At 75.9% G+C, this 232-nt stretch carries 1 protein-coding gene; it reads left to right on the forward strand.

The features are described 5' to 3' along the window. Positions 1-232: hypothetical protein (locus R0J87_RS25165; RefSeq protein ID WP_498889751.1), on the forward strand; the 232-nt coding region annotated here is incomplete at both ends.

Below are 232 nucleotides of genomic sequence, written 5' to 3' on the forward strand. Positions count from 1 at the left end.
GTCCCCTGGCTGGTCGGCGGCGCGCCGATGCTGTCGAAGACCGTGCCGGCGGCGCTCCCGGAGTCGACCATCGCCGGCGGCCTGGGTGAGCTGCAGGCGCAGTTCGACGACATCGAGATCGGCAGCTACCCCTTCCAGCGCGGCGGCCGCTTCGGCACCGCGCTGGTGCTGCGCGGCACCGACCCGGCGCGCCTCGAGGAGGCGACGGCGGCGGTTCGCCGCCTCGTCGACC

The organism is Halomonas sp. SIMBA_159 (assembly GCF_046536035.1).
Lineage (GTDB): Bacteria > Pseudomonadota > Gammaproteobacteria > Pseudomonadales > Halomonadaceae > Vreelandella > Vreelandella venusta_A.